Annotated in this window: 24 protein-coding genes; 18 read left to right on the top strand and 6 right to left on the bottom strand. The window is 64.8% G+C overall.

Translation table 11 applies throughout. The features are described 5' to 3' along the window. Positions 1-230: 230 nt before the first annotated feature. Positions 231-497 carry a 30S ribosomal protein S20 gene (rpsT, locus tag QP415_RS07245; protein WP_016461197.1) on the bottom strand — a complete coding sequence of 89 codons (267 nt, stop codon included), beginning with the start codon at positions 495-497 and terminating at the stop codon, positions 231-233. 211 nt (positions 498-708) lie between these two features. Then, the gene (locus QP415_RS07240) at positions 709-1341 is read right to left on the bottom strand and encodes a type II toxin-antitoxin system PemK/MazF family toxin (RefSeq protein WP_034475443.1); all 633 of its coding nucleotides are present in this window, start codon (positions 1339-1341) and stop codon (positions 709-711) included. A gap of 156 nt (positions 1342-1497) precedes the next feature. Between QP415_RS07240 and QP415_RS07235 the strand changes: the two genes are divergently transcribed. The 10 genes from QP415_RS07235 (at position 1498) to QP415_RS07190 (ending at position 12500) form a co-directional block, all read left to right on the top strand. Then, positions 1498-2514 carry a tetratricopeptide repeat protein gene (locus QP415_RS07235; RefSeq protein WP_193393930.1) on the top strand — a complete coding sequence of 339 codons (1017 nt, stop codon included), beginning with the start codon at positions 1498-1500 and terminating at the stop codon, positions 2512-2514. Between the two features lie 96 nt (positions 2515-2610). Next, positions 2611-4467, top strand: coding sequence for a translation elongation factor 4 (lepA, locus tag QP415_RS07230; RefSeq protein ID WP_034475436.1), 1857 nt, complete (start codon positions 2611-2613; stop codon positions 4465-4467). A gap of 11 nt (positions 4468-4478) precedes the next feature. Next, entirely contained in the window at positions 4479-5276 is a 798-nt protein-coding gene (trmB, locus tag QP415_RS07225; RefSeq protein ID WP_285099566.1) for a tRNA (guanosine(46)-N7)-methyltransferase TrmB, read from the top strand. 24 nt (positions 5277-5300) lie between these two features. After that, positions 5301-6593, top strand: coding sequence for a radical SAM family heme chaperone HemW (gene hemW, locus QP415_RS07220; protein ID WP_285099562.1), 1293 nt, complete (start codon positions 5301-5303; stop codon positions 6591-6593). 299 nt (positions 6594-6892) lie between these two features. Then, on the top strand, positions 6893-7582 hold the full coding sequence (locus tag QP415_RS07215; RefSeq protein ID WP_016461191.1) for a SatD family protein: 690 nt from the start codon (positions 6893-6895) through the stop codon (positions 7580-7582). Next, positions 7575-8402: a hypothetical protein gene (locus QP415_RS07210; protein ID WP_016461190.1), complete on the top strand. Its 828-nt coding sequence runs from the start codon at positions 7575-7577 to the stop codon at positions 8400-8402. The genes QP415_RS07215 and QP415_RS07210 overlap by 8 nt, the downstream gene beginning before the upstream one ends. Positions 8403-8428: 26 nt before the next feature. Further along, complete coding sequence (locus QP415_RS07205; RefSeq protein ID WP_285099561.1) at positions 8429-9331, top strand: DUF3097 family protein; 903 nt, start codon at positions 8429-8431, stop codon at positions 9329-9331. A 149-nt stretch (positions 9332-9480) separates the two neighbouring features. Further along, on the top strand, positions 9481-10524 hold the full coding sequence (hrcA, locus tag QP415_RS07200; RefSeq protein ID WP_285099560.1) for a heat-inducible transcriptional repressor HrcA: 1044 nt from the start codon (positions 9481-9483) through the stop codon (positions 10522-10524). Positions 10525-10586: 62 nt separating this feature from the next. Next, entirely contained in the window at positions 10587-11705 is a 1119-nt protein-coding gene (dnaJ, locus tag QP415_RS07195) for a molecular chaperone DnaJ (protein ID WP_285099559.1), read from the top strand. A 6-nt stretch (positions 11706-11711) separates the two neighbouring features. Next, entirely contained in the window at positions 11712-12500 is a 789-nt protein-coding gene (locus tag QP415_RS07190) for a 16S rRNA (uracil(1498)-N(3))-methyltransferase (RefSeq protein WP_285099558.1), read from the top strand. A gap of 6 nt (positions 12501-12506) precedes the next feature. On the opposite strand, the gene QP415_RS07185 is transcribed toward QP415_RS07190, so the two are convergent. Beyond that, positions 12507-13406 carry an aldose-1-epimerase gene (locus tag QP415_RS07185; RefSeq protein WP_285099557.1) on the bottom strand — a complete coding sequence of 300 codons (900 nt, stop codon included), beginning with the start codon at positions 13404-13406 and terminating at the stop codon, positions 12507-12509. Positions 13407-13532: 126 nt separating this feature from the next. Here QP415_RS07185 and QP415_RS07180 point away from each other — a divergent pair, with 126 nt between their 5' ends. The 5 genes from QP415_RS07180 to QP415_RS07160 all read left to right on the top strand — a co-directional run bounded on the left by QP415_RS07180 (position 13533) and on the right by QP415_RS07160 (position 18271). Continuing rightward, entirely contained in the window at positions 13533-14864 is a 1332-nt protein-coding gene (locus QP415_RS07180; protein WP_285099556.1) for an aminopeptidase C, read from the top strand. A gap of 127 nt (positions 14865-14991) precedes the next feature. Further along, positions 14992-16008 (top strand): adenosine deaminase, encoded by a 1017-nt coding sequence (add, locus tag QP415_RS07175; protein ID WP_285099555.1) that lies wholly within the window; start codon positions 14992-14994, stop codon positions 16006-16008. Between the two features lie 177 nt (positions 16009-16185). Further along, positions 16186-16968 carry a gamma-glutamyl-gamma-aminobutyrate hydrolase family protein gene (locus QP415_RS07170; RefSeq protein ID WP_285099554.1) on the top strand — a complete coding sequence of 261 codons (783 nt, stop codon included), beginning with the start codon at positions 16186-16188 and terminating at the stop codon, positions 16966-16968. Further along, positions 16965-17642: a sugar O-acetyltransferase gene (locus QP415_RS07165; RefSeq protein WP_285099553.1), complete on the top strand. Its 678-nt coding sequence runs from the start codon at positions 16965-16967 to the stop codon at positions 17640-17642. Before QP415_RS07170 ends, QP415_RS07165 begins: the two co-directional genes overlap by 4 nt. Beyond that, positions 17639-18271, top strand: coding sequence for a peptide deformylase (locus tag QP415_RS07160; protein ID WP_285099552.1), 633 nt, complete (start codon positions 17639-17641; stop codon positions 18269-18271). Before QP415_RS07165 ends, QP415_RS07160 begins: the two co-directional genes overlap by 4 nt. 37 nt (positions 18272-18308) lie before the next feature. Here the strand turns inward: QP415_RS07160 and pflA are convergent, their stop codons facing one another. The 3 genes from pflA to pflB all read right to left on the bottom strand — a co-directional run bounded on the left by pflA (position 18309) and on the right by pflB (position 21802). Beyond that, positions 18309-19187, bottom strand: a complete 879-nt coding sequence (gene pflA, locus QP415_RS07155) for a pyruvate formate-lyase-activating protein (RefSeq protein ID WP_016461179.1) — start codon at positions 19185-19187, stop codon at positions 18309-18311. 135 nt (positions 19188-19322) lie between these two features. Beyond that, on the bottom strand, positions 19323-19574 hold the full coding sequence (gene grcA2, locus QP415_RS07150; RefSeq protein ID WP_009056454.1) for an autonomous glycyl radical cofactor GrcA2: 252 nt from the start codon (positions 19572-19574) through the stop codon (positions 19323-19325). A 122-nt stretch (positions 19575-19696) separates the two neighbouring features. Then, complete coding sequence (pflB, locus tag QP415_RS07145; RefSeq protein ID WP_016461178.1) at positions 19697-21802, bottom strand: formate C-acetyltransferase; 2106 nt, start codon at positions 21800-21802, stop codon at positions 19697-19699. 275 nt (positions 21803-22077) lie between these two features. Between pflB and QP415_RS07140 the strand changes: the two genes are divergently transcribed. From QP415_RS07140 to rho, 3 genes are all read left to right on the top strand, one after another. Further along, complete coding sequence (locus QP415_RS07140) at positions 22078-23385, top strand: homoserine dehydrogenase (RefSeq protein ID WP_048674746.1); 1308 nt, start codon at positions 22078-22080, stop codon at positions 23383-23385. A gap of 1 nt (position 23386) precedes the next feature. Next, a complete protein-coding gene (gene thrB, locus QP415_RS07135) occupies positions 23387-24337 on the top strand; it encodes a homoserine kinase (RefSeq protein ID WP_016461176.1) in 951 nt (316 codons plus the stop codon). A 219-nt stretch (positions 24338-24556) separates the two neighbouring features. Further along, the gene (rho, locus tag QP415_RS07130; protein WP_285099551.1) at positions 24557-26290 is read left to right on the top strand and encodes a transcription termination factor Rho; all 1734 of its coding nucleotides are present in this window, start codon (positions 24557-24559) and stop codon (positions 26288-26290) included. Positions 26291-26314: the final 24 nt, after the last annotated feature.

Here is a 26314-nt window from a genome sequence, read left to right as displayed (position 1 = left end):
CCCCAGATTCACAGACACGAAAAGCCTCCCATTCCCTGGACTTCAATTTCGATGTCCAAGAAACGGGAGGCAGTTCATTTCGACGAGGTCGGGGCTCAGCTATGTGCGTGATGTGCCGGAGTGCGGACACGATCGGGGGCATGCCTCGACCACGCACAAGCACGGGGGAGTGGGTATACGAAAGCGGGCCGCCCATTGGGCGACCCGCTTCATGTCAAACGTGCGTTTGATCAGTCAGCGATCGAGGCGACGCGACGAGCAAGCTTGGACTTGCGGTTCGCGGCCTGGTTCTTGTGGATGACGCCCTTCGAGACGGCGACGTCCAGCTTGCGCGAAGCGATGCGCAGAGCGGCGAGAGCCTTGTCCTTGTCGCCGGCCTCAACGGCCTCGCGCGTGTGGCGGACCAGGGTCTTCAGCTCGGACTTCACGGACTGGTTACGAACGCGGCGCTTCTCGTTGGTGAGGATGCGCTTCTTCTGGGACTTAATGTTTGCCACAGTCGGATTTCTCCTTGATGTATGTCTGACAGGGTCGGTGAGGGCTGTGTCAAGACCGGGACTTAGGCGTGGGGACACCCGCAAACGGTCCTAACCAGACCCCCTGCCCGACCAGGCCGGGAGTCCAACGACCGATCATACCAGGGAGGGGCCTTCTCGTCATATTCCTGGCGCTTGTCCGGCTTCGTAAGGTCGGTCACGTGTCGCGGAGTTATTCTCCGTGCGTGCGGTAGTGCTCCTCGAGTGCGTCGACGATGAGCTGCCAGGTTGCCTTGGGCAGGATCGAGCCCTCGCGCCGCACATCGGTGGCCTTGACCCACAGGGCGCGGTCGAGACGCACCTCGGAGGGGCGGCCCTTAGAATCCCAGTCGCCTGAGCCGATGTCGAACCAGTAGCGTCCGGCGGCTGCCTCCTGGGCGGCGTCGCGCGTGTGATCCTTGCTGGTCAGCTGCAGGATATACACGCCGTCGCCCTGCGCGCCGATGACGACGGCTGGGCGGTCCTTACCGACGGAGGCGTCCTCCTGATAGGGGACCCAGGTCCATACGACTTCACCGGGGTCGGCGTCCCCATCCATGACGGGCGTGTACGAGGCATTGGCGAGCGCGTCGGCGATGCTCGCCTCGCGGATGGACGTCTGGGGACGATTCGAGGTCGCCGGGTCCTCGTAGCGGTGGGCCGAGCCGGAGCGCGCGTTGGACGATGAGGACGAGCGCGGCTTGCGTGTCGTTGTGGTGTTCGACTGGTGCTGCGACGGCTTGGTGGTGTTCGACTGCGACTCCTCGGCGGCGCCGGAGATGACGCTGATGAGGAAGTTGAACAGGCCCCTGACGAATGAATTCATGGCACCAGCATACGGCAGGGGAGGAACCATCCGTTTTTATCCACAGGGGTTCTGCAAGCGGCCAGGTTATCCACAGGGGTTATCTCTCTGCGTGACAGTGCATGGTTGTCTGTTTCATTCTGGATGTGTTCGCAGATGAACTCTCAACGATGAAAGGTGACGACGATGTCCACTGCAACGATTCATGGTCCGATCGTATCCCTCGACGCCTTTGGCCTGGCCTCATCCACCCCTGGCTCACCCGACGCCCGAGCTCGTGCTTGCCTGGCTGATGCATTGAGTAGCGCCGCTGGCGGCTCGATGGAGCGAGCCCTGGAACATGCGACTGGGGTGTACGAGGACGAGGAGGTGTCGATTGAGCTGCGTCTCGAAGCGGCCAAACTGTGTGTTGACTGGCATTGTGCGCTGGGATCCTATGATCGGTGTCGGCGCGTGGCGGGCGATGCCGCGCGGCTCGGGGCCAGGGTTTTGGAGCGTGACCATCCCCTTGTCCTGATGCTGAGGAACTCCGAGGCCTACTGGCTGTCGGTTCTGGGTTTCAACGACATGGCGTCCCGCCGCTTTGGTGCGCTCGTCGCTGACGTGAAGTCCTGCCGCGGCCTCGACCCTCAGATTGCTGTCGCGATTCGCAATAATTCGGCGATGCCGTGGAAGAACACTGGGAAGTGGTCCAGGGCAGCCCGCGTCTACCGTGAGCTCCTCGCGGACATGGAAGGGACGCGCGATGAAGCCGACATGACGCTGCTGACCGTACGCGACAACCTCGCTGAGGTTCTTTCTGCTGATCGCCACTACGACGAGGCGATCGCGCTCTACGAGCACAACATGGACGTGCTTCTGACGGTCGCTGAGCATGGTGATTGGCGGGTGTTGCGCTTGCGTAACGAGATCGCGCGCAATACCTGGATGGGAGGTGATCGGGATGCTGGCGAGGACCTGTGGACGGTGTTGGCAGAGGACTGCCGACGATACCTGGGGGATCGCGATCCCCTCACGGCACGCATTCGCACCATTTTGCTGACCCTGGCCACGATGCGCGGTGATGACCAACGTGCCGAGGCCATAGCGCGCAAACTTCGCGATGATCATCCCGATGACTGGGAAGACTGCGACTTCACGGAGGCGATTTCCATCGTTGCTCAGGGGGAGATGGGAGGCTCGCAAGGGGTGTGAGCCGAGGCCACTGTGCGCGACTTCCCGCGCCTGAACTGGCACAAACGCCTACGACAATGGGACGATAAGGAGGTTAACGACTTCACGGAGGTTCACGTGCCCATCCCCACGCCCGCGCAGCAGGCGCAGATTCGCCCGGCTCACACCCCGCAGGGGCAGATCCGTAACTTCTGCATCATCGCCCACATTGATCATGGGAAGTCGACGCTCGCGGACCGTATGCTCCAGCTGACCGGTGTCGTCGAGGCCCGCGAGATGCGCGACCAGTACCTCGATCGCATGGACATTGAGCGTGAGCGTGGCATTACGATCAAGAGCCAGGCCGTGCGCATGCCGTGGGCGTATGAGGGAACCCCCTACGCGCTCAACATGATCGATACGCCTGGGCACGTGGACTTCACCTACGAGGTTTCTCGTTCTCTCGCGGCATGTGAGGGTGCGGTCCTCCTCATCGATGCCGCGCAGGGCATCGAGGCACAGACGCTCGCGAACCTGTACCTGGCCCTCGAGAATGACCTCGCGATCATCCCGGTCCTGAACAAGATCGACCTGCCGGGTGCTCAGCCCGAAAAGTACGCCCATGAGGTTGCCCAGCTGATCGGCTGCGACGAGGACGAGGTGCTCAAGGTCTCCGGCAAGACCGGTGAGGGTGTCGAGGAGCTGCTCGACCGCATCGTCGAGGCCGTCCCCGCCCCCGAGGGTGACCCCGAGGCGCCCACGCGCGCGATGATTTTTGATTCCGTGTACGACACGTACCGCGGCGTCGTCACCTACGTGCGTGTCGTTGACGGCGTGCTCTCCACCCGCCAGCGCGTGCGCATGATGTCCACGGGCGCCACCCACGAGCTCCTCGAGTTGGGAGTGATTTCGCCGGAGCCGAAGCCCGAAGAGGGCATCGGCGCTGGCGAGGTGGGCTACCTGATCACGGGCGTGAAGGATGTGCGCCAGTCCCGCGTCGGCGACACGGTGACGAGCCAGGTGCGAGGCGCGACCGAGGCGCTTGAGGGCTATCGCGACCCTAACCCGATGGTGTTCTCCGGCATCTACCCGGTCGATGGCTCTGATTTCCCGGACCTGCGTGACGCCCTTGAGCGTCTCCAGCTCAACGACGCGGCGCTGACCTTCGAGCCGGAGTCTTCCGCGGCTCTCGGCTTCGGCTTCCGCTGCGGCTTCCTCGGCCTGCTGCACCTGGAGATTATTCGCGAGCGCCTGGAGCGAGAGTTCAACCTCGATCTCATCGCGACAGCCCCGAACGTCGTCTACCGCGTCGTCACCGAGGACGGCACCGAGGTGCGCGTCGACAATCCGAGCGAGTTCCCCGAAGGCAAGATCTCCGAGGTGCGCGAGCCTGTCGTGAACGCAACGATCCTGACACCCACCGAGTTCACGGGCACCATCATGGAGCTGTGCCAGGAGCGTCGCGGCTCGATGCAGGGCATGGACTACCTGAGCGAGGACCGCGTGGAGCTGCACTACCAGCTTCCCCTGGCCGAAATCGTCTTCGACTTTTTCGATCAGCTCAAGTCCCGCACGCGCGGCTACGCTTCCCTGGATTACCAGGAGAGCGGCGAGCAGAGTGCCGACCTCGTCAAGGTCGATATCCTGCTCAATGGCGACCGCGTGGACGCGTTCAGTGCGATCGTGCACCGCGACGGCGCCTACAACTACGGCCAGCGCATGACGAAGCGCCTCAAGGAACTGATTCCTCGTCAGCAGTTCGAGATCCCGGTCCAGGCGGCTGTCGGCGCGCGCGTCATCGCCCGTGAGACCATCAAGGCCCTGCGCAAGGACATGCTCGCCAAGTGCTACGGCGGCGACATCAGCCGTAAGCGCAAGCTGCTCGAGAAGCAGAAGGAAGGCAAGAAGCGCATGAAGTCCATCGGCCGTGTGGACGTGCCACAGGAAGCCTTCATCGCTGCGCTGACCTCCGACGTCCCGACGGGCAAGAAGTGAGCGGGGATCAGATGAACGAGGCCGTGGATCGTCGTCCGGGTGAGGCCCCCGAGGGCACGGTCTTCATGAGCCGCACGAAGTCTTTCACGCGACGCACTCGCGAACTGCCCGCGAACCTCGCGCGCACGTGGGAGGCCCATGCGCACCGCTATGTGGTCGAGCCGCGTCGCGGCGTTGGCTACACGACGGTCGCGCAGGATTTCACGGTTGATCTGGCTGAGTTGTTTGGACGCAGCGCTCCCGTCACGCTCGAGATTGGCTCGGGCACGGGCGAGCAGATCGTCGCTGCTGCGGCTGCCCATCCCGAGCGTGACTTCCTCGCCCTTGAGGTGTGGGTTCCGGGCATCGCCAAGCTCGTGTCCAAGGCGGTCGACGCGGGTGTGGATAACATCCGCGTGATTGAAGCCGATGCCGCTCAGGCCCTTCCCATCATGCTGGAGGACGCGTGCTTGGACGAGGTCTGGACGTTCTTCCCCGATCCGTGGCGCAAGGCCAGGCATCGTAAGCGTCGCCTCGTGTCCGATTCGTTTGCCATCGAGGTGGCACGCCTGTTGCGCGACGGGGGAGCGTGGCGCCTGGCCACCGACTGGGACGACTATGCGTGGCAGATGCGGGACGTGATCGAGGCCTGCGAGCTTTTTGACAACCCGCACGCCGGGGAGCGACCGGATCCGGGTGATCCTGAGCCTGAGCGTGGGGGATTCGCCCCGCGTTTCGAGGGACGCGTCGTCACACACTTTGAGACGCGCGGTATCGATGCCGGGCGCCATGCCCATGACATCGTCGGCATTCGTCGTCCCCGTGGCTGACGTCGTGAGACGCGGAGTGTGCCGGTGAGCCCCGCCCAGCCTGAGGGGGAGCGCTGGCCGACCGACGGATCACTCGACCCCGGCCTCGTTGAGGCAGATCGCGGTCGTCCCCTCTCCCTGTATGTGCACGTCCCTTTTTGTCGCGTGCGCTGTGGGTATTGCGACTTCAACACATACACGGTCGGTTTCGGTCCGGGCGCGCAGGTGGGGGACTACGCGCCCTCCGTTCTTGCCGAGGCTGCTCTGGCGTCTCGGGTCATGTCCGAGGCTGGACTCCCCACGCGCCAGGCGCGGACGGTGTTTTTCGGTGGCGGTACTCCGACGATGCTGGATGTCGATGAGTTGACCGAGATCCTCGTGGGCCTGCGTGAACGCATCGGTATTGCGCCGGGCGCGGAGGTGACCCTCGAGGCTAACCCCGACACGGTGACGCGTGATGGACTGGCGCAACTGGCTGACGCTGGGTTTACTCGAGTGTCGTTCGGCATGCAGTCGGCCGTTCCTGAGATCCTCGCGACCCTGGATCGCACGCATACGCCCGAGCGGGTTCCCCTCGTCGTGGAGTGGGCGAAGGAAGCGGGCCTGTCGACCTCGGTGGATCTTATCTACGGAACCCCCGGGGAGAGCCTGGCGGACTGGGAAACATCCCTGCGTGCTGCCCTGTCGTACGAGCCCGACCATATCAGCGCCTACGCGCTTGTTGTCGAGGAGGGGACGAAGATGGGGGCGCAGGTGGCCCGGGGAGAGCTGCCGACCCCCGATCCGGACGATGAGGCTGCCAAGTATGAGCTCGCCGATGCCCTCCTGGGTGAGGCGGGATACGCATGGTACGAGATTTCGAACTTCGCGCACGTCACCGAGGCGGACCGCGCCTCGGGAGGTCCATCGACCCTCTATGGGCACGCCTCTTCCCATAACTTGGCTTACTGGCGGGACTGGGATTGGTGGGGCTTCGGGCCGGGAGCGCATTCGCACGTGGGGCGTATGCGCTGGTGGAACGTGAAGAACCCGGGAGCCTATGCGGGGCGTCTGAATGCTGGACAGTCTCCCGCTTACGCTGGCGAGGTTCTCGACGCGGATGCGCGCGAGCTGGAGCGTGTCATGCTGGGCGTGCGTACATCCGAGGGTGTTGAGATTGAGGGGCTGCCGGGTCTGTCACTGCCTGAAGGAACACGTGGCTCCTCCGGTGGGCGTATCGCCACGCTCATTGCGGATGGACTCATTGATGGGGCTTGCGCCCTGTCCGGGCGCGTTGTCCTCACGCTGCGTGGCCGTCTCCTCGCGGACTACGTGACCCGTGAAATCATGGGCTATTAACGGTCATTGACTGCCCGTGTGGCGGAATATGCATCTGGTGGTAAACATTATTGTGCAACCCCACATGCCACGATAGAGCTTGTATTTCATACAGTACAAGTGTGAATGTGGAGATGGTTATTTACTGTTTGACACTCGGTTCGCATGCGCAATGTGACAAGCTAGCATTACGTCGCAATACTGTTGACATCATGGTTGAAATATGTTTGCCTAGATGTGTCATGTGAAGCCGAGTAATTTGCAGGGTTCCTCCATGAGGGGGCTTGTGAAGAGCCGTATACAAGGAAAAGTGTGGTACTGTGACTCTTCGTTACGCTGTCATTGCTGACATCGTTGGCTCTCGTACGCTGACCAATCGTGCAGAGGCTCAGAGAATTTATGAGGCTGCTCTTGCGGACGCGAGTGAGGGGCTTGCGCTCTTGCAGGCGCCTTACCCGACGGTCGGTGACGAATTTCAGGCTGTGGCCTACACGCTGGAGGATGCGCTTCTTCTGACGCTGCGTGCGCAGCTTCTGCTTCCCTCACAGCTTCAGCTTCGCTTCGGAATTGGTGCGGGGCGAATTGAAGAGTTCTCCTCGGGCGTTCATCGTCAGGCTCCGGCGCGTTCGCATGGTGCGGACTCGGCGCAGCTTCAGGATGGCTCCGCTTGGTGGGCGGCCCGCGCTGCGATTAACCGGGCGCATGATGTGCAGGACTCATCGAATCCGTTCATTCGCACCTGGTTCATGGCGCATGCCTCCGTTGAGTCGTCCTTCCCGAGCCATTGCCAGACCTGCATCAACGCGTTGCTGAGCCTGCGTGATCATGCGATCCTCAAGCTCTCTGCGCGTCATCGCCGCATCACAGCTGCGCTGCTTCTCGGTAAGACCCAGGTGGAGATCGCTCGGGCAGAGAAGCTCTCGCAGCAGGCCATTTCTGACTTCGCCCGGGGCACGGGGGTGGGGTTGATCCAGTCGTCACTCATCATTGCGGAGGCCGCACGTGCATGAAGTGCTTCTCCTAGGCATTGCCGCCTCGGAGCTGACCGTCCTTCTGACATCCGACCCACGACGCTGGTCGCGGCGCCTGTCTCTCTTTCTGACGCTCCTCCTCGCCGTGATCTGCTACGCGTGGTTCGTCCTTGGCGTCAGCGCGCTGGCGAATGCGCTCGGCGCGACGCTCGCGATCGTGTGGTTCGCATGGGATCTCGTCGATCCATCTGCGCGCGGGGTGCTTGGTCGTTGGGCGTTGGCATCCATCGGCTTTGTCGCGCTCCTGAGTGCGGAGCCAACGGAATTTCCGATGCTGTCGCTGCGCTCGGGACGTTCGATTGACCTCATTATTGCCGTTCTCTTCCTCGTCACGGGTCCGGCCAATCACCTGATTACGGCGATCCTGCAGTGTGCGCGCGGTCGTGCTTCTGAGCCTGTCCCCGGGTGGATTAATGCACCCGTCCTGCCCGCGATGCCCGCGTCGGTGTCGGAGGACGGCGACGAAGCCCGCGAGGGATCGGACGTCGTTGAGCCTCCCCTCATCTCTGGTGCGTTGCCTATCGTCGCCGGTCGTAGCGATGAACAGGATGAAGTGACGGCATTGCGCGGTGGCCGCTGGATTGGGCCGCTTGAACGTCTCCTCATTATCGTTCTCGCCGGTGCGGGCGCGGAGGTCGCGATTGCGGCAGTCGTTGCCGCCAAGGGCGTCATCCGTTTCCCCGAAATCTCGCAGGATTCGACGGGGGAGAAGGCTGAGGAATTCCTCATTGGCTCAGTGTCCTCGTGGATTCTGGCTGCCCTCGTGTCGATGCTCATTCACGCCGTGAGCCTGCACTGAGCGGTTTGGCCGCTAGAGTAAGCCGGGTGAATAGCTCAGATCCCTACGGTCGCAATATTTTCGCCCATGACCCGCACCGCGATGGGCCGGGGGCGAGGCGTCCGCGCTCTCAGGCAGTCCATGTCGAGATCGGCATGGTGCTGGAGGATGTTGCCTCCGGTTGGGTCGGTGCCGTGACGCGTGTGGAAAAGTCTGGCGGTGTTCACCTGGTGGAGCTGGAGGATCGGCGAGGAGTGCGTCGTTCCTTCCCTCTCGGCCCCGGTTTTTGGCTGGAGGGTCGTCCCATCGAGGCGCTGCCGCCGCGCCCGGCCCCTGCCCGGGCCTCGTCCGGCACGCAGGTCAGTGCGTCGGGACGCCGCATCACGAACTCTGGATCGTTCGCCCCCGCGTCAAGTGGCCCCAAGGTTGCCAAGCGCTCGCGCATCTGGGTGGAAGGTCGTCATGACGCCGAACTCGTGCAGCACGTGTGGGGCGAGGATCTGGCAGAGGCCGGGATTGCCGTTCAGCTGCTCGAAGGCGTTGACAACCTCGAAGCGGTCTTGGAGGTCTTCGGGCCGACGGATACGGCGCGTGCGGGTGTTCTCGTCGACCATATGGTCCCGGGGTCGAAGGAGTCTCGCATCGCCGAGGCCGTGTCAGCTCGCTGGCCGGGTGCGGTTCTCGTCCTGGGTCACCCTTTCGTTGACATTTGGCAGGCCGTCAAGCCGGCCCGTGTTGGGCTTGAGCGGTGGCCGGATATTCCCCGCGGTATTGATATCAAGCACGGGACGCTTGATGCCCTCGGCTGGCCGCATGCCGACCAGCGTGACATTGCGATGGGGTGGAAGCGGATCCTGTCGACCGTGCGCACCTATCGCGACCTCGAACCGGCGTTGCTGGGCAGAGTGGAGGAACTCATCGACTTCGTGACGGTGCCCTGGGCGCAGTAAGGGTCACCCTGCGATGTGATGGTGACCGCCCCGTGTGACGGTTCGCGCAGGGCGCACGAGTCGTTGCGCACTACGCTCGCCTCTCGCGAAGGACCGGGGGTAGCATTGGCACTCAGGAAGCATGAGTGCCAAGCAGGGAGGGAGACGGCATGACACGCACGAGTGCACAGGACCGCCGCCTTGACGTCCTGCGCGCCATCGTCACCCAGTACGTGGCCACCCGCGAGCCCGTCGGGTCCAAGGCGATTGCCGCCGGGGGGCTCGGTGTCTCCTCGGCGACGATCCGCAACGACATGGCGGTGCTTGAGGAAGCTGGGCTCATCTATCAGCCTCACACGTCTGCCGGGCGTGTGCCGACCGACCGCGGCTACCGCGTGTTCGTCGACCGGCTCGCCGAACTCAAGCCCATGAGCGGTCCCGAGCGCCAGGCCCTCGAGACGTTCCTGTCCGAGTCCGTCGACATTGATGATGTCGTCGAGCGCTCGGTTCGACTCCTCGCACAGGTCACGCATCAGGTGGCCCTCGTCCAGTACCCGGGCGCGCGCGTGCGTCTCCTCAAGCACTTTGAGGCCATTGATCTGACGCCGGGCCGCGTCCTCGTTGTCGTCATTACCGCCGACGGCGAGGTTGGGGAGCGCACGTTGAGCCTGCACGCGCCCCTTGACGATGGCCAGTTGCACGAGGTCCGTGAGCACCTGCGACGTCACTGCGACGGCGCCACGTCGGCGACCGTACAGGCATGTGTCGATGCGGCGACCGCCTCTGCCCGCCCCGACCTCGTCGGGACTGTCGCCGCGATCGGCGCCGCCCTCACCGACGTCCTCACCGGGCAGAGCGAGTCGAAGATCGTCGTCGCGGGCGCCGCGAACCTGGCGAGGGGGGCGCTCGACTTCCACGACATCGCGCCGGTCTTGGACGCCCTCGAAGAGCAGGTCGTCCTCATGCGGCTCTTCGCCGAGGCCGACCCGGGTGATGACGTGCACGTGAGTATCGGTACGGAAAACCCCCACGATGGCCTGGCAGAGGCAGCTGTCGTCACCGGAACCTACCGGGCGGGTGCCGATGAACAGGGTGGTTGCGCCCACCTGGGCATTGTCGGCCCCATGAGGATGGACTATGCGCGCACCATGAGCTCGGTACGAGCCGTGGCCGCCTACCTGTCGCGCTACCTCGCGCAGGAAACCAACAGCTAACTCGGCCGTGCGTCGAGCATGATGACGATGAACGAACGACCCCACGAGAAGAAAGAGCAAGCGTGAGAGACTACTACGAGGTCCTCGGCGTCGCCCGTGACGCCAGCCAGGACGAGATTAAGAAGGCCTACCGTAAGCTCGCCCGTAAGCTGCACCCCGACTATGCGGGCGCCGACTCGGAGGAAGCCTTTAAGGAGCTGTCCGTCGCCTACGAGACGCTGTCGGATCCGGAGAAGCGCCAGATGTACGACATCGGCGGCCCGGACGCGCTGCGTGGCGGCGGCGCTGGCGCAGGTGCGGGTTTCGGCGGTTTTTCCGACATTTTCGAGGCCATGTTCAGTGGTGGTTTCGGCGCGTCGGCGTCGGGTCCGGCCTCGCGCGTGCGTCGCGGTAAGGATCGCCAGGTCGTCGTTGACATCACCCTGGAGGACGCGGCTTTCGGCGCGGCCAAGGAAGTGTCTTTCGATACCTACGTTCTGTGCGAGGCCTGCCACGGCTCGATGTGTCAGCCGGGCACCTCGCCCACGCAGTGCACGACCTGTCACGGCTCGGGCTTCGTCACGCAGATTCAGAACTCGCTCTTTGGTCGCATGCAGACGCAGGCCCCGTGTCCGACCTGTCAGGGCTACGGCGACACGATTGCCACGCCCTGCGCCGAGTGTTCGGGCGCGGGTCGTGTGCGTACGCGCCGCACTCTTAATGTCAACATCCCCGCGGGCGCCAGCGAGGGCACGCAGATCCGGGTGAGCGGCGAGGCCGAGGTCGGTCAGGGCGGCGGCCCCAACGGTGATCTCTACCTGTTGATCCGCGAGAAGAAGCACCCGGTCTTTGATCGTCGCGGGGACGATCTGCACACGTGGATCACGATCCCGATGACGACGGCTGCCCTGGGCACCGAGTTCGAGCTGGAGACCCTCGACGGCAAGAAGACCGTGACGATCAACCCGGGTACCCAGCCCAACGACGACATCGTCCTGGAGGGACTGGGCGTGGGCCACCTGCAGCGCTCGGGCCGAGGCACAATGCACGTGCACGTCGATGTCCAGATCCCCAAGAAGCTCGATGAGAAATCGCGCGAGCTGCTCGAGGAGTTGGCGAAGGTGCGCGGCGAGGTGCGCGTGGAGCCGCATCGTCAGCAGGCCTCGTTCTTTGACAAGCTTCGCGATACCTTCATGGGGTGATGCGCCGTGACGCTGCCCGTTTTCCTCGGTGAGGATCTGACCCCGTCCCTGGAGTCCCTGTCCGTGGGGGACGGTGCGTGCCTCGGGGGAGCCGAGGGGCGTCACGCTGCTTCTGTGCGCCGCATCGGCGCGGGGGAGTGGGTCGACGTTGTTGATGGGCGTGGCCTGCGTGCGACGTGTGAGGTCAGCGGGAGCGATAAGTCCTCGCTCTCGCTGGTCGTTCGGGAGATCACGCAGGAGGACGCCCCGAGTCCCGAGGTCATCCTCGTTCAGGCGCTCGCCAAGGGTGGGCGAGACGAGGCAGCTGTCGAAATCTGCACCGAGATCGGCATTGACCGTGTGATTCCCTGGGCGTCGCAGCGCGCGATCGTCCAGTGGAAGGGGCCGAAAGCCGAGAAGGGGCGCGCGAAGTGGGAGGGCGTGGCCCGCGCGGCCGCCAAGCAGTCCCGCCGCGCCTTCGTCCCGGTCGTCGAGGGGGTCAAGGATAGCCGTGAGCTGGCCTCCTGGCTCGCCTCCTTGACGGACGAGGCCGGGGTTGCCTTCGTCTGCCACGAGGAGGCGACGGATTCGCTCGGGGCCGCTCTCGCCCTGGTTCAGCAATCCCGTGCGGACGGGGCTCTGCCTGCGCGCATCGCCCTCATCGTGGGCCCTGAGGGCGGTATCGGGCCCGAGGAGACGGCACAGCTGGTGGAAGCCGGTGCCCGCACGATTGGGCTGGGAGATAACGTCCTGCGTTCCTCCACGGCTGGCGCGGTCGCCCTGACGCTGATCCGAGCCGCCGCGGGGAAATACTAGGAGCGTTCAACTCTGGAAGCCAGAGATCCGCGCGCTCAGCGTGTGGGTCTCGCCTTCGCCCAGCGCAACCACGTCCCTGCCTGAGTTGAAGGCGTTGGGCGGGCAGCTCATCGGCTCGACGGCCACGCCCACGCGGCCGATGTAGTCCGCCGAGTAGACCTGCAGCCAACGCGCGTCCGACGACAGGGACACGCCCACGCGCGATGCGGGATCGCGCAGCGTCACGGTCCAGGTGCCCTCGGGCAGGCCAGCGAAGGCGTGGTCCAACCGGGAGTCGCCGATAAGGGTGGGGGAGCGGAAGTCCAACCCGAACGATGCCACGTCGTGGGCGGCCACGGGAATCATGGAGGCGTTGGCCTCGTAGATGATGGACGCGGGGTTGGTCAGCTCCAGCTCGTCCGCTCGTGCGTCGTCGACGGCGAGGTAGGGGTGGAAGCCGACGCCGTAGGGGGCGGTGCCCTCGCCGATGTTCGTCGCGGACAACTCGACGGTGAGGCCGCGCTGCGCATCCAGGCTGTAGCGCGCGGATGCAAGAAGCGTCCACGGGTAGGAGTAGCGCGCCGCGATGAGGGTGCGCAAGATGACTGAGGAGGCATTGGCCTCGGCAATCTCCCACTCCTGGAAGGCCACGAAACCGTGGAGGGACGTGCCGAAAGTGGGTTCGTCGACAGGCAGATCGTAGGTGGCGCCCTCCCACGAGTACGAGCCGCCCGCGATGCGGTTGGGCCACGGCATGAGGACCTTGCCGAGATAGCCAGGAGGGCATTCGCCGACGCCGTGGGGGACGACGAGTTCGTGCCCGCGGTAGCGCAAGCCCGCCAGACCTGCGCCGACGGTGACGATCCGTGCCTCGTACTCCCCAGCCTGTAAAACGATCTCGCGCCCCGAAGCGCCCCGATCCACCATTGATGCTCCTGTGCATTCACTGAACACGAATAACACTCATTCTAAACGGAGTTGAGTCGTCTGCATCACTGCGAGAAGCGTATCCTTATAGAGAATGGCTCTCGATTGAAAGGAACACCTCGTCCTATGGCACACGAGATCACAGACGAATTTGTCGCCTCTCTCCACGCATCCTCAGACTCCGCCCGCGCGGTCGCACGCAACGCTGTCGCCCACGCCGGCGTCGAGCCGGTCGCCTTCGACCGCGCCAAGGTGGTCGCCACCCCCACGGTCGTGTCCCACAAGGTGGACGACTGGAAGGTGACGTCACAGAAGAAGTCCGGCCGCTGCTGGCTCTTCTCCTCCCTCAACCTGCTGCGTTCGACGACGCGCACCCACCTTGGCCTCAAGGACTTTGAGTTCTCGCAGAACTACGTGCTCTTCTGGGACAAGTTCGAACGCGCCAACTTCTTCCTGACCGACATCATCGCCACCGCGAAGACCGAAGAGCTTGACGGTCGTCTCCTGCAGTTCCTGCTCGGCGACGTGCTCTCCGACGGCGGTCAGTGGGACATGGCGGTCTCCCTCTATCTCAAGCACGGCCTCGTCCCCAAGGTCGCGATGCCCGAGACCGAGTCCTCCAGTCACACCGCCCCCATGAACGCCCGCCTGAAGGTCGTCCTGCGTCGCACTGCCCTCGAGCTGCGCTCCCTCGTCGAGGCCGGTGCCTCCGAGGAAGAGATCAACGAGGTGAAGGAAGCCGCTCTGGCCGACGTGTGGCGCATCCTCGTCATCTGCCTGGGCGAGCCCCCGGCCTCCTTCGAGTGGGAGTGGCGTGACGATAACGGCGAGTTCCACCGCGACGGCGTCCTCACCCCACGCGAGTTCTACCAGCGCTACGTGGACGTGGACCTCACGCAGTACGTGTGCCTTGTCGACGACCCGCGCGCCGAGCACCCGAAGGGCCACACCCTCACGGTCGATCACATGGGCAACGTCGTCGGCGGCCGCCCGATCCTCTACGTGAATACCCCGGTTGAGCAGATCCGCGAGATCACGGCTTCCGTCCTGGCTTCGGGTCGCGCCGTGTGGTTCGGCGCCGACTGTGGTCAGCAGTCCGACCGCGCCTCCGGCCTCTTCGTTGATGGCCTGTACGACTACGACAACCTCTTCGGCGTGGACTTCTCCACCTCGAAGGAGCAGCGCGTCAACACCGGCGAGTCCGCGATGAACCACGCGATGCTCTTCACCGGCGTCGACATCGACGAGGACGGCAACGCTCGCCGCTTCCGCGTGGAGAACTCCTGGGGCGAGGAGCCCGGCGAGAAGGGCTTCTTCACGATGGACGCCGCATGGTTCGACGCCAACGTCTTTGAGGTGGCCGTGCACGTGGACGACCTGCCCGAGGACCTGCGCGCCGCTATCACTGAGGAACCGCTGCACCTGCCTGCATGGGACCCGATGGGTGCGTTGGCCTGAGTCGAGCCTGACACACTGAACGGGGCATGAACATCATCCCCGTTCGATATATGGCCTCCCTGAGCGCGGGGCGGGTGGAGTGGGACAATTGTTCCGCGATACCCGCCCCGTTATCTGTGGAGGACACATGAGCACTGACGTGACCCGCGACTTTGCGTTCGGCCTGCCCAAGGCCGAGCTGCACCTGCACCTGGAAGGTACCCTCGAGCCCGATCTCAAGCTGGCACTCGCTCGCAAGAACGGCGTCGACATCGGCCAGAGCACGGTCGAGGAGGTCCAGGCCACCTACCAGTTCAATGACCTCACGTCCTTCCTGGCCGTCTACTACCCGGCCATGGACGTCCTCCAGGACGAGGATGATTTCCACGATCTGGCTGCCGCCTACTTTGAGCGTGCCCGCGCTAACGGTGTCGTGCGTGCCGAGTGCTTCTTCGATCCGCAGGCCCACACCTCTCGCGGCATTGCGATCGAGACGGTCATCCGCGGTTACTACCGCGCTGTCGTCGAGGCGCGCGAGGGGGGCCTGTCCGCCGACCTGATCCTGTGCTTCCTGCGCGATATGAGCGCCGAGTCTGCCCTCGAGACGCTGCAGGCAGCGCTGCCCTACAAGGACATGTTCATCGGCGTGGGCCTGGACTCCGACGAGCGCGATAACCCGCCCACCAAGTTCGCCGACGTCTTTGCCCTGGCCCGCGAGGCCGGCCTGCACGTGACGATGCACTGCGACATTGATCAGATCGGCTCGATCGATAACATCCGTGCGGCCCTCACCGAGCTGGGCGCCGAGCGCCTCGACCACGGCACGAACATCGTCGAAGACCCCGAGCTGGTCGCCTACGCGCGCGATCACGGCATCGGCCTGACCTCGTGCCCGCTGTCCAATTCCTTCGTCACCGAGGAAATGAAGGGCAAGGAAATCATCGAGCTGACTGCCGCCGGCGTGAAGGTCAGCCTCAACTCCGACGATCCTGCCTACTTCGGCGGCTACATTGGCGACAACTACCTGGCGTTCGCCGAGCGCTTCGACCGCAGCCGCGCCGACCTGGAGCGCATCGCCCGCAACTCCATCGAGATCGCGTGGATCTCGGAGGAGGAGAAGGCCGAGCTGCTCGCCCGCGTGGATCGCTTCGTGTCTGAAAACTGAGCACAGATGAACGAGGCCGGGGCACTGGGAGCGCACGCGCGCGGACCAGCCCCGGCCTCGTCGTTCGTGGGCGAGCGCTATTCTCAAGCCGTTGCGAGAGTGGACGCCCGCTGTCACAATTGGCCACCCCGTGAACGCGCCGAGCACCGTGCCGACGAGACTGCCATGATAGGAACCATGACGAACCACACGAAGCCGACGTTGTTGATTTCCAACGTCCTGCCGGCACGCCCGGGGGACGAGGCATACAACAACATCTGCATGCGCCTGTGGGATCGTCTCCTTGAGGCCGCGCTGCCGAACTGGAACGTCATCCGCGAGTACGCGCAGGAAGACGGCGCCGAGGGTGCAGCCCTGCGCGCACAGCACGCCGACGCGATCATCATCATGGGCGGCGAGGACGTCCACCCCAGCCTGTACGGTGCCTCGCAGGGATATCAGGCCGAGGGACGCCACTGGTACCGCGCCGATCGCGGACAGATCGCCCTCGTCGACTACGCCGTGCGCACGGGCACGCCGCTCCTGGGGATCTGCCGCGGCATGCAGATCATCAATACGGCCCTGGGCGGCACGCTCGAGCAGCACATCGAGGGCGCTGACGGCACGCACACGAACAGCCGGATCCTGTCCGACCACCGCTTCATCCGTCACAGCGTGCGCGTCGGTGGGGGAACGAACCTTGAGCGTGCCCTGGCTCCCGTCCTCACCAACTCTGAGCTGATCATCTCCTCCGCCCACCACCAGCGCGTGGCACGCGTGGGCGAGGGCCTGCAGGTGAGCGCCTATGCCCCGGACGGCACCATCGAAGCCATTGAGACGATCGATGCACCCGTCCTCGGCGTGCAGTGGCACCCCGAGGATCCCGCCGCCGACATTTCCCAGCTGCGCGCCCTCTTCGGCCACCTCGACGCGCGCCGCGCCCCCCGCCTCGAGAGGGCCTCGACTACCCTGGTCGCATGACCATTTCCCCGGGAACGAATTTCGACGATCCCCGATTCTGCGACGACGAGCGCACCCCCGTGCAGCGCATGCGTGATGGCGACTATTACATCGCGGATGATGAGCTCTCGGCACTCACGAGGCGCGCGGTTCGCCTCCTGTCCCTCTACGAGCAGGCGCATCCCACCGATCCGGATATCGCCCGCTACCTGCTCTCCCAGGTCCTCGGCGAGGTGGGGGAGAATGTCGACATTCGACCGCCCCTGCGCGTTGACTACGGGTACAACATCTCCATTGGGAATGGTTCCTGGGTCAACTACGGCCTGACAGTGCTCGACGTTGCCCAGGTCGTCATCGGCAAGGACGTCCTCATCGGCCCCAATTGCTCACTCTACACGGCGATCCATCCGACCGAGCCCGGGCCTCGTCGAGCAAAATGGGAGTCCGCAGCACCGATCACCCTCGAGGACAACGTGTGGCTGGGCGGCTCCGTCGTCGTGTGCCCGGGAGTGACCATCGGCGAGAACTCGATCATCGGCGCGGGCGCCGTCGTCACCCGATCGATCCCAGCCAACTCCATCGCGGTCGGCAATCCGGCCCGCGTCATCAAATACCTGGACCCGACCACCCCACGCGCCCTCGAAGCGGCGGGCGTCGGTGTTATTCCGCACGGACACACGGGAGAAGAAGCATGAGCATCCTGCCGATCTGCATCACGGGCGAGCCGGTCCTGCATCGGGTCGCGGATCCCGTCGACTCCTTCGACTCCGAGCTGAGCGACCTTGTCGCCGACATGATCGAGACGATGCACGCCGCGCCCGGGGTCGGCCTCGCGGCACCGCAGGTCGGTGTTGGATCGCAAATCTTCGTGTGGCGCTACGCCGGGGGCGGCGCGTTCGACAGCCGCTACCGCGATGTCCTCCAGCTCGACGAGGGACCCCAACGCGGCTTCAACACCATGCTGAGCGGTGTCGTCGTCAACCCGACCCTCGACCTCGTCTGGGATGACGAGGGCGCGGGAGCAATCCTGCCCACCCACCCCGATGCCACCTGCGAGTCCGAGGGATGCCTCTCCGTGCCTGGGTGCGGCTACCCGCTGCGTCGCGCACTCGGCGCCGTCCTACGCGGATACGACGTGTCGGGCACGCCCATCGAGGTCGCCGCCCGCGGCTGGCTCGCGCGCATCTTCCAGCACGAATACGACCACCTGCGCGGAACCCTCTACGTCGACCGCCTCGCGCAGCCCTACTCGGACGAAGCCCAGCAGGTCATTCGTGAGCGCGGGTGGGGGACCAGCGGATATACGTGGACCCCGGGGGAGTGAGCCTCACTCACGTCCTCCCGGGGCCGCGACGTGAGCGTCAGTGGACCTCGAAGCCCAGCGACCGGAAGTAGTTGCGCACTTCCTCCGTGGCCTCGGGCGTGGGAGCCTTCGTGTCCTCCAGCTGGTAGTCCAGACCCAGCGAATGCCACTTGTCCTTGCCCAGCTGGTGGAAGGGCAGGACCTCGATACGATCGATGACGTCCTTCCAACGCGAGACGATCTCGCCAACCTGACGGACGTTCTCCGGATCATCGGTCAGGCCCGGAACGAGGACGAAACGAATCCAGATGCGCGTCGCGCCACCGCGCGCGGCAATGCGATCACCGAACTCGATCGTGGGTGCCAGGGCGCGTCCCGTTGCCTTCTTGTAGGTCTCCTCGTTGCCGCTCTTGACGTCCAGGAGCACCAAGTCGATCGCGTCGAGCATCTCGTCATCGCAGTTCGCACCCAGGAACCCGGAGGTATCGATGCAGGTGTGCACGCCCATCTCCTTGGCGCCCATCAGGATGCGCTTGGCGAACTGGGGCTGCATGAGGACCTCGCCGCCGGACAGCGTGATACCGCCCTTCGTCGTGCGGAAAATACGGCGGTAGCGCGCGATGCGGGAGAGGAGCTCCGTGTCAGACACGGGAGCGCCGTCCTTCATGAGGAACGTGTCGGGGTTGTGGCAGTACAGGCAACGCAGCGGGCAGCCGTTGAGGAACACCGTCATGCGCGTACCGGGGCCGTCAACGGCGGTGACGAGCTCCCAGGAGTGAATGGACCCCAGCGTGCCCTCACGCATGCGGCGCAGGCGCTCGGAGCGCTCCAGATCCGTGATCTCCTCCAGGCCCTCGACGCCAGCGCCGACGGTACGTGATTGGGGAGCTTGGAAGTCCTGCTCGCGGAACGTGGGGAGAGCGAGGGTCTGCGACATGTTTCCTTCTTCGCGGTTGAGTGGGAGGTGTCCGTGATGGGAACGAGGCCGGGGATCGTCAGCGTAGATCGCCGACGAACGCAGGCATAGCAGTGGGGCGCCGAGCGTTGCCCGACGCCCCACTCCAATCAGCGATCAGGCCGAGTGGTGGAAGGTGCGGGACAGAACGTCCAGCTGCTGCTCACGGGTGAGCTTGACGAAGTTGACGGCGTAGCCGGAAACGCGAACGGTCAGGTTCGGGTACTTCTCGGGGTGCTCCATGGCGTCCTTCAGCGTGGACTCCTCGAGAACGTTGATGTTCGCGTGGTAGAGGCCATCCTTGTCGCCGCGCTCTTCGCGGGCGGCCTTCATGTCGGCGAGGCGCTCTTCGTAGGTCTTGGTTGCCATAACATTTCTCCTTTTGTGAAACTCCGGGGGTACCGGATTGGGTGGGTCGCGGTGCGGCACACCCACGTGTGTGGTGGGCGGGGATCAATACGGGTGACGCATCGATCCCCGCCGATGGTGGATCAGTAGCCCTTGGTGCCGTCGTAGGCGCAGGAATCGTCCGGAACGAAGCCAGCGTCGAGGATGCCGACCAGGTTCTGGATCTGCTCTTCCTTGGAGCGGCCCAGGCCCTGCGGGGTGATCGTGTTCGTCAGCGAGATGCCGTCGAGTGCGTCGTTGTAGTCCAGCTTGCCGACCGACAGCATGGAGGCAACCATGCCGTGCGTGTCGATGCCGTTCTCCGGGTTCGCGCCGGGGGCGAAGGGGGTGCCCTTCTGGTGGCCCGACGGGAAGGAACCGGTGGCCTTGCCGTAGACGACGTTCGAGGTGATCGTCAGGACCGACTGGGTCGGGATCGCGTCGCGGTACATGGGGATCGCGCGGATCTTGTCCATGACGGTGTGGACGACGGTCGCGGCGATGTCGTCGGCGCGGTCATCGTCGTTGCCGTAGGTCGGGAAGTCGCCCTCGGTTCGGTAGTCGACGACCAGGCCGGTCTCGTCGCGGATCGGGTAAACCTTCGCGTACTTGATGGCGGCCAGCGAGTCGGCAACGATGGACAGGCCTGCGATGCCGCAGCCCATGGTGCGGACGATCTCAGCGTCGTGCAGAGCCATTTCGATGGCCTCGTACGCGTAGCGATCGTGGCAGTAGTGGATGATGTTGAGGGCCTCGACGTAGGTGCCAACGACCCAGTCCAGCATCTCCTCGTAGCGCTTCCACACGTCATCGAAGTCGAGCGGGCCGTCACCCTGGACGGGCTCGTAGCCTTCCATGACCTGCTTGCCGCTCATCTCGTCGCGGCCACCGTTGATGGCGTAGAGCAGGGCCTTGGCGGCGTTCACACGCGCGCCGAAGAACTGCATCTGCTTGCCGACCTTCATGGGGGAGACGCAGCATGCGATGGCGGCGTCGTCACCCCAGTGGGCGCGGATCTGCGGATCGGACTCGTACTGGATCGAGGAGGTCTCGATCGAGATACGGGCGCAGAACTCCTTGTAGCCGCGGGGCAGGTTCTCGTCCCAGAAGATGGTGATGTTCGGCTCGGGGGCCGGGCCGAGGTTCACCAGCGTCTGGAGCAGGCGGAAGGAGGTCTTGGTGACCAGCGTACGGCCGTCGTCGCCGAAGCCGGCGTCCGACCAGGTGGCCCAGTAGGGGTCGCCCGAGAAGATCTGGTCGTAAGCGATGGTGCGCAGGAAGCGGGTGATGCGCAGCTTGATGACGAGGGCGTCGATGATCTCCTGTGCGCCGGACTCATCCAGCGTGCCGTTCTTCAGATCGCGCTCGAAGTAGCAGTCGAAGAAGCCCGACAGGCGGCCGATCGACATGGCGGCGCCGTCCTGAGACTTCACGGAGGCCAGGTAGCCGAAGTAGGTCCACTGCACGGCCTCGTGCGCGTTGGTGGCGGGGCCGGAGATGTCGTAGCCGTACGAGGCAGCGAGGTTCTTCAGCTTCTTGAGGGCCTTGATCTGCTCGGAGTGCTCCTCGCGGTAGCGTGCCCAGTGCTCGGAGAAGGGCTGGTCGGCGTAGCGATCCTTGTCCTTTTCCTTCTCGGCGATGAGGTGGTCAACGCCGTAGAGCGCCACACGGCGGTAGTCGCCGATGATGCGGCCACGGCCGTAGGCGTCCGGCAGGCCGGTGATGATGTGGGAAGAACGAGCTGCGCGGATGCGCGGCGTGTAGATATCGAAGACAGCGTCGTTGTGGGTCTTGCGGTACTTGGTGAAGATCTTCTTCACCTCGGGGTTGTATTCCTTGCCGGCCTCGTGGATGGCCGTCTCGACCATGCGCCAGCCGCCGTTCGGCATCATCGCGCGCTTCAGGGGGGCATCGGTCTGCAGGCCGACGATCACGTTGTCGTCCTCGCAGATGTAGCCGGGCTTGAAAGCATCGATGTCGGCGGGGGTGTCGGTGTCAACGTCGAGGATGCGCACCTTGCGCTCTTCGGAGAGGTACTTCTCTTCGAGAGTGTTCCACACGCGCAGGGTCTTCTCGGTCGGCCCTGCCAGGAACGAGGCATCGCCCTCGTACGGGGTGTAGTTCAGCTGGATGAAATCACGAACGTCGATTTCATCGCACCAGTTACCCTTTACGAAACCTTCCCAGGCCTTCTGGTCTGCTGTCGTCATTCTTCCTCTTCTCGGATGTCCGTATCCCGTTGTGGGGACGGTGTGTTAGGAGCGGAGCTCCACAGTGCGTCGGATTCCAACGCTTAGGCCTATTGTCCTACGGCTTGGGGGGTCTCCACAACCCATATCAACCGACAGTCTATGTTCTGCGTCTCAGGATATGGAGCCAAAGTCTCTAGCGGGTAAATTGTGGGACCAAGGTCCTTAGGAGAAGAGAGCTGGCTTGACCCCCTACACTGGTACCAGTGCCCGTCCCACAAAGGAGAAAAATCCTAATGTCTGCACCCCGCCCCGTCCTTGGAGTTGGCGTTCTTGGAGCCGGAACCGTCGGTAGCCAGGTCATTCGTATCCTTCAGTCGAGCCGCGAGGATTTCGCGGCTCGCTCGGGCGCGGAGATGGAGGTGCGCAAGGTCCTCGTCCGCAATGTGGATGCTCCCCGAGACGCTCCGATTGATCGTGAGCTGCTGACGACCGACCCCGCTGAAGCGATCGACAACATGGACCTCGTCGTCGAGCTGATCGGCGGCATTGAGCCCGCCCGCACCCTCGTGCTGCGTGCGCTCAACCAGGGCATCTCGGTTGTCACGGGTAACAAGGCCCTCCTGGCCGCCCACGGTCCCGAGCTCTACGAGGCCGCCGCAGCCAATGGCGCTGACCTTTACTACGAGGCCGCTGTGGCGGGTGCTGTTCCTGTCGTTTACGGCCTACGCGAGTCCCTCGCCGGCGACCGCATCACGACGGTCATGGGCATCGTGAATGGCACGACCAACTTCATCCTCGATGCGATGAGCACGAAGGGCCTGAGCTACGAGGAGGCGCTCAAGCAGGCGCAGGATCTCGGTTTTGCCGAGGCCGACCCGACCGCAGACGTCGAGGGCTTCGACGCGGCCGCCAAGTGCTCCATTCTTGCCTCGCTCGCCTTCCACACCCGCGTCGGTATCGACGATGTTGCGGTTGAGGGCATCACGAGCATCACGAAGGAGGATATGGAGGAGGCAGCGCGCATCAACCATACGATCAAGCTCCTCGCTATCGCTGAGCGCCGCATCGGCGAGGATGGGCGTGAAGGCGTCGCGATGCGTGTGCATCCGGCGCAGGTTCCCGCCGATCACCCGCTTGCGTCCGTTGACGGCGCCTATAACGCGATTCTTGTCGAGGGCGAGGCCGCGGGCCGCCTGATGTTCTACGGTCAGGGCGCGGGTGGCGCGCCCACGGCCTCGGCCGTTCTGTCCGACCTTGTCGCGGCCGCGCACCACCGCGCCTTCGGTGGTCACGCCCCGCGCGAGTCGGTCTACGCGCACCTGCCGATCCTCGATCCCGGCTCGACGCACACTCGGTACCAGATTCGCCTGCAGGTGGAGGACCGCCTCGGCGTCCTGTCCGATGTTGCCGGCATCTTTGCCCGCCACGGTGTCTCGATCCAGTCCGTCCATCAGCGTAACGACGAGGTTCCCGGCGCCTGCGTCATCGTCGTGACCAGCCACCGCGCCCGCGAGGCCGACCTGCGCGCCGTTGCCCGCGCGCTCGCCGTGTCCGACGCCGTGCGTGAGGTGACCTCCACGATCCGCGTTGAGGGTGAGTGACGTGCGGCTGCGAGATGATTTTGTCGCGGTGAAGGTCCCCGCGACCAGCGCGAACCTGGGTCCGGGATTCGACTGCATGGGCCTGGCCCTCGACCTGTGGGACGAGGTCTCGGTTCACGCGACGACTGGGCCCACCTCGGTCGTCGTTGAGGGGGAAGGTGCCGGAAACGTCGAGCAGGGCGAGGACAACCTCGTCGTGCGTGCCCTGCGCCTTGCGCTCGACCGCGTGGGTGCCCCTCAGGTGGGCGTGCGCATGCACTGCACGAACCGCATCCCTCATTCCCGAGGCCTGGGTTCCTCTGCGAGTGCGATCGTCGCCGGCGTGACGCTGGCACGTGCCCTCATCGGTGACGCCGATGTGCTCGGCCGCCAGGAGATCCTCGAGATCGGATCCCACATGGAGGGGCATCCCGACAACGTGGCTCCCGCCGTTTTTGGCGGCGCGACCGTGTCCTGGATGAACGAGGAGACCTCCGAAGTGGGCAGCGTGCGCCTCACCCCGCCCGAGGGCATCAACCCCGTCGCGTTCATCCCCGACTTCGAGCTGCGCACCGCCGCCGCGCGAGCCGCCCTGCCTGCAACCGTTCCCCACGGTGATGCGAGCTTCAATGTGGCGCGCGGTGCCCTGCTGGCCGCCATCCTGTCGGGTGGTGCCCAGGCGAGTGGGGGAGTGAACCTGCATGCGCTCCTCATGGAAGCCACGCGCGACCGCCTCCATCAGGAACAGCGCCGGGCCGCGATGGAACCCTCACTGGCACTCGTTGACTGGCTGCGCGGTGCCGGTTTTGCTGCCGTTGTCTCCGGTGCGGGGCCGACCGTTCTGTCTCTGGAGAAGGTGGGGGCGGATATTCGCCGCGACGCAGCTGGTGCGGGCTGGCGTGTCGTGCCGCTGGCCGTGGCCGCATCGGGCGTGCAGATTACCCGCGGAAGCCTTGCGAAAGTTGAGTTTTAGTCGCTCGGCTTCGCTGTGAGTTTGTTGGCAACTACCGCCAGCCTCGCCGTCTAAGTGACAGCGGGCTGGCGATCTTGCTATATTTTTTTCAGGTCCGAGCCGATTGCTCGACTCCGACCGTTGCGGTGCGCCTCTGTCGCGCATCTTCCTGATCAAGCTTTTTGTTGTGCTTGAGTAATCACCTCGCCCGCTGTGGCGCATTCCAGTAAGGATCACTTCGTGAGCAACGAAACCTCCGCCGAGACGACCGCGTCGCTGTCGGCGATGAAGCTGCCCGAGCTGAAGGCTCTGGCCGCCTTTCGCGGCCTGAAGGGCATTTCCCAGCTTCGTAAGCCCCAGTTGATCGAGCTGCTGAGCAACGGCGCCGGCGCCTCGACCCCGCAGGAAACCGCTCCCCGTGAGGACGCTCCTGCCTCGTCCAAGAAGAAAGCCGACAAGCCGGCCGCCGAGAAGTCGGCAGAGGAGGCTCCTGCGGCTGAGAAGTCGGCTTCTGAGGCTCCTGCCGAGGCGCCGCGCCGCTCCCGTCGCCGTCGCGCGGTGAGCCAGGGCGCCGTTGAGCCCGCGCATGTCACTCTTGACCTGCCCCTGCCCGCCGCAGAGCGCGCCGAGGCCGCCCCGGAGTCCGATACGACCGTCGTCGAAACCGTCCTCAACATCGAACTGCCCGACGGTGATGACACCGAGGCTCGTCGCCCTCGCCGTGAACGTGGCCGCCGGGGCCGACGTGACCGCGAGAACCGTGAGAACCGCGAGAATCGTGAGGGTCGTGAGAACCGCGAGGGCCGCGAGAATCGCGAGGGCCGTAACCAGCGCGGCGGCGAGGAGAACCTCGCCCCGATCGCCGGCATCCTCGACATCCAGGAAAACCACGCCTTCGTGCGTACCTCGGGATACCTGCCCGGCCCGAACGACGTCTACGTGACGCTGGGCAACGTGCGCCGCTGGGGCCTGCGCGCCGGTGACGCGGTCGCCGGTGCCGTTCGCCTGCCCCGCGAGGGCGAGCGCCAGCGCCAGAAGTACAACGCCCTCGTGCGCGTTGACTCCGTGAATGGCATGACGATCGAGCAGGCTCAGGCGCGCCGCGAATTCGGCAAGCTGACCCCGGTCTACCCCTCGGAGCAGCTGCGCATGGAGACCTCGCCGAAGGCCTACACGCCGCGCGTCATCGACCTGGTCGCCCCCGTGGGCAAGGGTCAGCGTGGCCTCATTGTCTCCCCGCCCAAGGCAGGCAAGACCATGGTCATCCAGCAGATGGCCAAGGCGATTGAGCTGAATAACCCCGAGGTGCACCTCATGGTCGTCCTGGTGGACGAGCGCCCTGAAGAGGTCACCGACATGCGTTCGATCGTCAAGGGTGAGGTCATCGCCTCGACCTTCGACCGTCCCGCCTCGGATCACACGACGGTTGCCGAGCTCGCAATCGAACGCGCCAAGCGCCTCGTCGAGCTGGGCCAGGATGTCGTCGTCCTCCTCGATTCACTCACGCGTCTGTCGCGCGCCTACAACCTGGCTGCACCGGCCTCGGGCCGTATCCTCTCCGGTGGTGTCGATGCATCCGCCCTGTACCCGCCCAAGAAGTTCTTCGGCGCCGCCCGCAACATTTCCGAGGGCGGCTCGCTGACGATCATCGCCTCCGCGCTGGTGGAGACGGGCTCGAAGATGGACGAGGTCATCTTCGAGGAGTTCAAGGGCACCGGCAACATGGAGCTGCGCCTGTCGCGCCAGCTCGCCGAGCGCCGCATCTTCCCCGCGATCGACCTCAACGCGTCGGGTACCCGTCGCGAGGAGCTGCTCTTCAAGCCCGAGGAGCTGCGCATCATGTGGAGGCTCCGCCGCGTCCTGGGTACCCTCGACCAGCAGCAGGGCCTCGAGCTGGTCCTCGACAAGCTCAAGGAAACCCAGTCCAACGCTGAGTTCCTCATGCTCATCCAAAAGACCACGCCCTCCGAGTGATCGGCGGGTAGGCGCGGGGCGAGT

Origin of the sequence: Pauljensenia sp. UMB3104 (assembly GCF_030217285.1) — a bacterium.
Classification (GTDB): domain Bacteria; phylum Actinomycetota; class Actinomycetes; order Actinomycetales; family Actinomycetaceae; genus Pauljensenia.
Note: the sequence above shows the minus strand (reverse complement) of the source record. Positions and strands in the feature narration are given on the sequence as shown.

Bases quoted from the DNA above. Each gene is read 5' to 3' on its own strand.
- QP415_RS07240 (WP_034475443.1), bottom strand. From the start codon at position 1,341: ATGAATTCATTCGTCAGGGGCCTGTTCAACTTCCTCATCAGCGTCATC.
- trmB (WP_285099566.1), top strand. From the start codon at position 4,479: ATGAACGAGGCCGTGGATCGTCGTCCGGGTGAGGCCCCCGAGGGCACG.
- hrcA (WP_285099560.1), top strand. From the start codon at position 9,481: ATGACACGCACGAGTGCACAGGACCGCCGCCTTGACGTCCTGCGCGCC.
- QP415_RS07185 (WP_285099557.1), bottom strand. From the start codon at position 13,406: ATGGTGGATCGGGGCGCTTCGGGGCGCGAGATCGTTTTACAGGCTGGG.
- QP415_RS07180 (WP_285099556.1), top strand. From the start codon at position 13,533: ATGGCACACGAGATCACAGACGAATTTGTCGCCTCTCTCCACGCATCC.
- add (WP_285099555.1), top strand. From the start codon at position 14,992: ATGAGCACTGACGTGACCCGCGACTTTGCGTTCGGCCTGCCCAAGGCC.
- QP415_RS07170 (WP_285099554.1), top strand. From the start codon at position 16,186: ATGACGAACCACACGAAGCCGACGTTGTTGATTTCCAACGTCCTGCCG.
- QP415_RS07165 (WP_285099553.1), top strand. From the start codon at position 16,965: ATGACCATTTCCCCGGGAACGAATTTCGACGATCCCCGATTCTGCGAC.
- QP415_RS07160 (WP_285099552.1), top strand. From the start codon at position 17,639: ATGAGCATCCTGCCGATCTGCATCACGGGCGAGCCGGTCCTGCATCGG.
- pflA (WP_016461179.1), bottom strand. From the start codon at position 19,187: ATGTCGCAGACCCTCGCTCTCCCCACGTTCCGCGAGCAGGACTTCCAA.
- grcA2 (WP_009056454.1), bottom strand. From the start codon at position 19,574: ATGGCAACCAAGACCTACGAAGAGCGCCTCGCCGACATGAAGGCCGCC.
- pflB (WP_016461178.1), bottom strand. From the start codon at position 21,802: ATGACGACAGCAGACCAGAAGGCCTGGGAAGGTTTCGTAAAGGGTAAC.
- QP415_RS07140 (WP_048674746.1), top strand. From the start codon at position 22,078: ATGTCTGCACCCCGCCCCGTCCTTGGAGTTGGCGTTCTTGGAGCCGGA.